This is a genomic window from Falsiroseomonas oryziterrae (genome assembly GCF_021864505.1).
GTDB lineage: Bacteria > Pseudomonadota > Alphaproteobacteria > Acetobacterales > Acetobacteraceae > Falsiroseomonas > Falsiroseomonas oryziterrae.
Genome location: NZ_JAKJIB010000225.1, coordinates 1 through 6,764, shown reverse-complemented (window position 1 = coordinate 6,764; position 6,764 = coordinate 1). Strand labels below are relative to the sequence as shown.

General features: G+C 72.0%; 5 protein-coding genes. 2 read left to right on the top strand and 3 right to left on the bottom strand.

The features are described from left to right. From L2I40_RS24475 to L2I40_RS16235, 3 genes are all read right to left on the bottom strand, one after another. Nucleotides 1-1,128, bottom strand: a 1,128-nt coding sequence (locus L2I40_RS24475; RefSeq protein WP_272910977.1) for a type VI secretion system-associated FHA domain protein, incomplete at its 3' end; no start/stop codon positions are given. A gap of 24 nt (nucleotides 1,129-1,152) precedes the next feature. Further along, nucleotides 1,153-1,743: a DUF6931 family protein gene (locus L2I40_RS16240; RefSeq protein WP_237216240.1), complete on the bottom strand. Its 591-nt coding sequence runs from the start codon at nucleotides 1,741-1,743 to the stop codon at nucleotides 1,153-1,155. Continuing rightward, a complete protein-coding gene (locus L2I40_RS16235) occupies nucleotides 1,743-3,740 on the bottom strand; it encodes a type VI secretion system Vgr family protein (protein WP_237216239.1) in 1,998 nt (665 codons plus the stop codon). The genes L2I40_RS16240 and L2I40_RS16235 overlap by 1 nt, the downstream gene beginning before the upstream one ends. 397 nt (nucleotides 3,741-4,137) lie before the next feature. On the opposite strand from L2I40_RS16235, the gene L2I40_RS16230 reads away from it, so the two are divergent. Together L2I40_RS16230 and L2I40_RS16225 are read left to right on the top strand one after the other, a co-directional pair. Further along, nucleotides 4,138-5,673: a ShlB/FhaC/HecB family hemolysin secretion/activation protein gene (locus tag L2I40_RS16230; protein ID WP_237216238.1), complete on the top strand. Its 1,536-nt coding sequence runs from the start codon at nucleotides 4,138-4,140 to the stop codon at nucleotides 5,671-5,673. 13 nt (nucleotides 5,674-5,686) lie between these two features. After that, a partial coding sequence (locus L2I40_RS16225) for a two-partner secretion domain-containing protein (protein WP_237216237.1) occupies nucleotides 5,687-6,764 on the top strand: 1,078 nt, incomplete at its 3' end.

The window sequence follows — 6,764 nt, the reverse complement described above, 5'->3', positions numbered from 1 at the left end:
GACCGCCGCTGCGGCCGTGAATGAGTGCGCGATCACCGGCGCGACCGGTTGCGGCGCGTCGTCGGGCTCGGCGAAGGGCGAGGCTGCGATAGGCATGGCCGCCGGAGCATGCGGCGCGACCGGCGCAACCGGCGCCGCCGGGAGGAGCGGTTCGTCGTCCAGGAACGGCGTCGGCGCCGCTGTTGCCGGAGGCGGCACGACCGCCGCGGGCGGCGCGACGGGTGCGGCCGCCGGGATCAAGGGCTCGTCGTCCAGGAACGGCGCTGGCGCCGCCGGGGTCGTAGGCGGCACGACTGCCGCGGGAGGCGCGACGGGTGCGGCCGCCGGGATCAAAGGATCGTCGTCGAGGAAAGCGGCAGCCGGGGCGGCCGGCGCAACGGGCGGCGCGGGCGTCGGCGCGGCCTGCGCGGGGAGCAGTGGCTCGTCGAGGTCCCAGTCGTCGGGCAGGAGGTTCGGGGTCGCGGCGGGCGGCGCGCCGAAGCCCTGCGTGACCGGCGGCGGGCGGAAAGCGTCGGAGAAGGCGGGCGTGTGGTCCGCGATGGAAGGCCCGGTGAAGGGGTCCGGCTCGGCCGGCGCGAGCGGGTCGAAATCGGCCGGCAGCAGCGGGGAGTCGCTGCCGAAGACCGGCGCCTGATCGGCGCCGAAGCCCGCGCCTGCGCCGAGGCCGGTGCCGGTCGACACCGACCCGCCCTGCACGACGAGCGGAGCGGGCGCGAAGGGATCGTCGTCGAAGGGGCTGGCGCTGCGCGACGGCACGGCAGCGCCGAGCCCGGCGCCGAAGCCGCCACCCGCGGCCCCGGCACCGAAGGCAGCCTCCTCGATCCGTATCTCGATCTCGTAGGCGCCGAGCCGCACGCGGTCGCCGTCGCGCAGGTCGCGAATGCGGCCCTGGCCGATCGGCTCGGCCTCGCGGTTAAGGAAGGTGCCGTTGGTCGAGGTGTCGGCGACCTGCCAGCCGCCGTTGCGGAACGCAAAGACGCAGTGGCGCTTCGACAGGTGCCGCTCGGGGTCCTGCAGCACCCACGAATTGTCAGGGGCGCGGCCGAGGCTGAACTCGCCGCCGCCCACGCTGCGCGTCTCGGGCGGAACGGCGTCGGGGCATCGGAGCGTGGAGAGCGTCAGACGCATCGGAAGCCGGAACCTGGCATGGCGTTAGCCTCCCGGCGGCAGGCGGCCGGCGCCGCCGGTGGCGATCTCGCGCGCCGAGTCAAGGAAGCGGGCGAGCCGCGCGCGGGCGCGCATCGGATCGCCGCGGACGGCGGCGAGGTTGATCGATCCGGCGACGGCGGTGCCGCAGAGATGCGGCGCGGGCGGCACCTTGGCCAGCCCAGCCGGCGCCATCGAATCGCCGGACCAGAAGGCGCCGACGCAGGCCCACGCCTCCGGCGTGTCGAGACCCTTCGCCTGGGCGAGGTCGAAGGCGGCGCGCCGCGTCTCGTCGGATTGCTTGCGCACCCAGGTCTCGGCTGCGGCGACCAGCTCGACCAGGGCGGGCAGGCCCTCCGGCGCCGTGTGGCGCGCGCACATGCAGGCCCACCACACCGCCTCGCGCTTCGGCAGCGCATGCGCGGTGAGCTTCGCCGCCTCCAGCAGGAAGCCGGCGGCGGCGAGCCGTTCCATCGCTTCCGCTGCGTTGCGCGCGCCGGCCAGCACCGGCTGCGCCTCGGGCGGCGCGTCGATGCGCGCCAGCAGCTCCGGCAGCGGGCCGTCGAGCTTGAAGGGGGCAGCCGCGGACGCCGACATCAGTTGATCATCGTCATGCCGCCCTTGAGGGTCAGCATGCCGTCGCCCTTGACCGTCGTCATCGGCGAGACGAGGTCGGCCTTGGCGTCGCCCTTCAGGGTCAGCATCGTGCCCTTGATGGTGATGCCGGTGTTGTCGATCACGACGGAGTTCGATCCCACCTTCAGCGTGATGGACTGCCCGGCCTCGATGGTGACGGCGCCGGCGCTGGTCTTCAGCGTGTAGTTCCCGGTGTCGACCTTGGTGCCCATGTTGCCGGACTTGACGCCGATGTCGTAGTTGCCGGTGTCGACCTTGGTCTCGAGGTTGCCCTGCTTCACCGTCAGGGTGCGGTTGCCTTCCTCCACCACGAGGGTCTGGTTGCCCTTCACGGTGTAGTCCTGCTTGCCCTTCACGAGCACGCTGTCGTCCACCTTGATCTCGACGACGCGGCAGTTGTCGACCTTCAGGTTGAGGTCGTTCTCGACCTCGATCTTGAAGTCCTTCTGGGCATGGAGGAACACGACCTCCGAGCCCTTCTTGTCGTCGAAGGAGAACTCCGAGAATTCCTCGGCGCCGCCGTTCTTGGTCTTCCCTTCGATGGAACGCGTGCGGAAGCCGGACTTGGTCCAGTTCGTCTCGCCGGTGAAGATCGGCGTGTCCTGGCCGTTGTAGAGGCCGCCGAGCACGATCGGATGGTCCGGGTCGCCGTTGACGAAGGCGACCGCGACCTCGGTGTCGATGCGCGGCAGGAACATCGCGCCCCAGCCCTTGCCGGCCCAGGGCTGCACGACGCGGGCCCAGATCGAATCGCCGGCCGTGCTTTCGACCCGGTGGTCCCAGAAGAAGCGGATCTTCACCCGGCCGAGATTGTCCGGATCGGCCGTGCTGTCGGCGTAGGATTCGATGACGACGGCAAGGTGCAGCCCGTCCATGCGGGGCCGCGGCGTGGCCAGCGGTTCGCGCCAGGGCGTGGCGCTGGGGAAGACCTGGAAGCTGTTGGCGTAGCTCGGCACCGCGCCGCCGGAGAACCAGCTTTCGTCCACGGCGCTGTGTTCGACGGCGCGGACGCCCCAGGTTCCGGCCGCCAGGAACGGATCCTCTGCGCCGACGGTGAAGCTGTGACCGGCGGTGAGCGGAGCCCAGCCACCGCTGCCGCGCAGCAGCTGCGCCTCGGCCTCGGCAGCCTCCATGCGCAGCCTGACGCGCTTGCTCGCCAAGTCGGTCACCGTGGTCAGCGCCGGCCAGGTGAAGCTCTCGGCCGGGCTCAGCTGCCCGACGAATTCGCGGGTCGTCTTGAGTTCCGCCGTCACCAGCGTCGCCGGGTTCAGCGGGTCGTACTCGGCGGTCTTTTCCTTCTGCACCGCGACGCCGTGGGTGGGCTGGATGCTCGTGACCGCGGCGCCGTCGCCGGGGATCGCGCCAAGCGCGGTCAGGCCGGCATTGGCATCGGCGATGACCAGCTTCTCGGCGCCCTCGTCCGTGTGCTCGAAGAAGAAGTACCAGCCATGCTCCTCCATCACGCGCTTGGCGAAGTGGAGCTTGCTCTCGTTGTACTGCGTCACATAGGGCAGCGCCGCGGGCGCGGTGACGCGGAAGACGGTGGTCAGCCCTTCCTCGTCGAAGATGGTCTGCAGGATTTCCTGCGCCGTCTTGTTCTGGAAGATCCGGCAATCCTTGGCGAGGCCGAGCCGCCACGCCTTCGGGACGATCTTCAGCGCGCAGGCGTTGTAGCCCGCGATCCGCTCCGGCAGCGGGGCGTATTCGGCGACGTAGCCGCGGAAGTGACGTTCCGGCTTCGGCTCGCCATGGCCCCAGCGCACCGTGACCACGGCGGGCTTCTCGAGCACGTCGGCGACCGGGAGCGTGTCGCCCTCATGCACGGCGACGACCTCGATGACATAGGGCTCCGACAGCGCCTCCCGCACCGAGACACGCACCGGCACGAGCTTCTCGGCGACGCCGTCAAGCGTCATCGAGAGCATCGCGTTCTCGCGCTTCGGCAGTGTCGCTGACATGCCCCGTCCCGTAGCCCGCACCTCGGCGGCGGGCGGTGAGTGGCCTAGACTTCACCAATCGCGCGCGTCAGCCAAGCCACAATTGACGAAAAAGTTTAGACAAGGCTTGCCGATTGAACCAGCAACGATTTAGCTAAGCTTGTTGCCGGTCCGGGGAGCGCCCGGCAGCGCTGCGGGGGCAGGACAGCACATGCGTGGTTTCGGACGGCTCGCGCCGCTCCTGGCGTTGCCGCTCCTCCTTCCGGTCGAGGGCCTGGCGCAGCCTGCGCCGCGTCCGGGCCTGCCCAATCCCGTGCCGCAAGGCTCGCCTCTGCCTGGTGTGCTCCCCGCACGCCCCCCCGCGCTCGGGCCCGCGGTGCAGACCCCGGCGCCGCCCGCCGCCGCGCCGACCCCGGACGTGAACGTGGTCGTCCGGGAGGTGCGGATCGAGGGGGTGACGGCCTATGCGCCCGCCGAACTCGACCCGCTCGTCGCCGGACTCGTCGGGCCCGCCATCCCGCTCGAGCGGATCGAGGAAGCCCGGCTCGCGCTGCTCCGCCGCTACCGCGACGGCGGCTACCCCCTCACCGCCGTCTCCGCCGAGGTGGAACAGGGCGGCCGGCTCCGCTTCGTCGTGGCGGAAGGCCGCATCGCCGAGGTCCGCCTCGACGGCGACATCGGCCCCGCGGCGACGCAGGTGCTGAAGTTCCTCGACGGGCTGGTCACCGCCGGCCCGCTCGACCAGGCCCGGCTCGAGCGGCAGCTGCTGCTCGCGCAGGAGGTGCCGGGCGTCACGGTGCGCGCGGTGCTCCGCCCGCTGCCCGGCGGCGAGCCGGGCGCGCTGCAGCTCATCGCGCAGGTCTCGCGCCAGCCCTTCTCGGGCCTCATCGCCGCGGACAACCGCGGTTACGAGCTGATCGGCCCGGACCAGGTGGTGGCAGTCATCAGCGGGAACAGCTTCACCCAGTACGGCGAGCGGACGGATGTCGTGCTGTTCCGCAGCACCGATGCGACCCAGACCTATGGCCAGGCGGCGGTCGAAGCCTTCATCGGCAGCTCCGGCCTGCGCTTCCGCCTGCAGGGCGGCTACGGCGAGACGCGCCCCTCCGGCTCGCTCCGTGCCATCGGCTACGAGGGCACGACCACGCAGTTCAGCGCCGGCCTGATCTATCCGGTGATCCGTCGTCGCGACCAGTCACTGACCGTGTTCGGGCTGGTCGAGGCGCTGGAGAACGAGGTGCTGCTGGCAGGCCCGGGCGGCGTGCCGTCGCGGGCCAGCTTCGACAGCCTCCGCCCTGTGCGCGCGGGCGCCGAATGGGCGCGGCGCGACCGTCTGCTCGGCGACGCGCTGCCCGGCCTCACTACCGCGACCTTCCGCATCAGCCAGGGCCTCTCGGGCTTCGGCGCGAGCAGCGAGGGCGCCGAGTTCGCCGGCCGCATCGGCCAGGTGATCGACTTCTTCAAAGTGAACGGCGAGGTCACCCGCACCCAGGCCCTGTTCTCGCCCTGGGACGGCGCGAGCGTCAACCTGTTCGGCCTCGCCGCCGGGCAGTGGACGCGCGACATCCTGCCCTCGATCGAGAAGTTCCAGCTCGGCGGCCTGCGCCTGAACCGCGGCTTCTACGCCGGCGAGGTCACCGGCGACAGCGCGCTGTCCACCTCCCTCGAGCTGCGTCTCGACGACGCATGGACCGTGCCGGTCTGGGGCCAGAGCTTCGACGTGGCGGCGCAGTTCTACGCCTTCTACGACTGGGGCCAGAGCTGGGAACGGCAGCCCGAGCAGCTGGACCGGCGCCTGTCCTCGGCAGGCGGCGGCGTTCGCGTCGTCGTGGATCGCCGGACGGAATTGCAGCTCGAGGGCGTGTCGCGGCTGACGCGGCGCCCGCAGGGCCAGCTCCAGATCGAGCCGCTCTCGTCGAACGCCGTCTATTGGCGCGTGCTGACGCGGTTCTGAGGACAAGACGCCGATGCGCACTCCCCAGCGCCGGGCCAAGGCCCAGAGGACCCCCCGCCGCGTTCCGGCGGCGAAACGGCTGCCGCAGATCCGCCTGCCGCGCCCGCACCTCCTCGCCAGCACGGCGCTGACCGCCTGCTTCGCGCTCGCGCTCGGCCAGGCGCTCGCGCAGCCGGCGCCCAACGCCCGTCCGGAAGGTGGCAACGTGGTCGCCGGCCAGGCGAGCATCGCGCGCCAGCCCAACAACACCGTCGTCACGCAATCCTCGCAGCGCACCGCGATCGAGTGGCGCAGCTTCGACATCGGCCGCGACCAGACGGTCACCTTCCAGCAACCCGCGCCGAGCGCCATCGCGCTGAACCGCGTCACCTCCGCGAACCCGACCGAGATCGCCGGCCGCATCCAGGCGAACGGCCAGGTCGTCGTGGTGAACGGCGCCGGCATCATGGTGCACCAGGGCGCGGTGGTGGAGGCGCAGAGCTTCATCGCCACCACGGCCGACACCACCAACGCCGCCTTCATGGCCGGCGGCCGCCTGACCTTCGACCGTCCCGGCCAGCCCGGCGCGCGGGTCGTCAACCAGGGCGAGATCACGGTGCGCGAGGCCGGCCTCGCCGCGCTCGTCGCGCCCGGCGTCGCGAATTCGGGGCGCGTCCGCGCGCGGCTCGGCACCGTCGTGCTGGCGGGCGCGGAGACGCACACCATCGACCTGCACGGCGACGGCCTCGTCACCTTCGACGTGACCGGCCAGGTGCGCACCGCACCGCTCGGCCCGGACGGGCGCCCGGTGCAGGCGCTGGTGACCAACACCGGCACCATCATCGCCGAGGGCGGCAACGTGCTCATCACCGCCCGCGCGGTGGACGGGCTGGTGCAGGACCTGGTGACGGTCGGCGGCACGGTGCGGGCCGACAGCGTCGGCGACCGCACCGGGACCATCCAGGTCACGGGCGTCGGCGGCGGCATCCGCGTGCACGGCACGGTCGCGGCCGACGGCGTTCGCGCCGGCGAGCGCGGCGGCACGGTGGTGGTGAACGGCCCGGGCGAGGTCACGCTCGGCAGCACGGCGCGCGTGACGACCTCCGGACCCC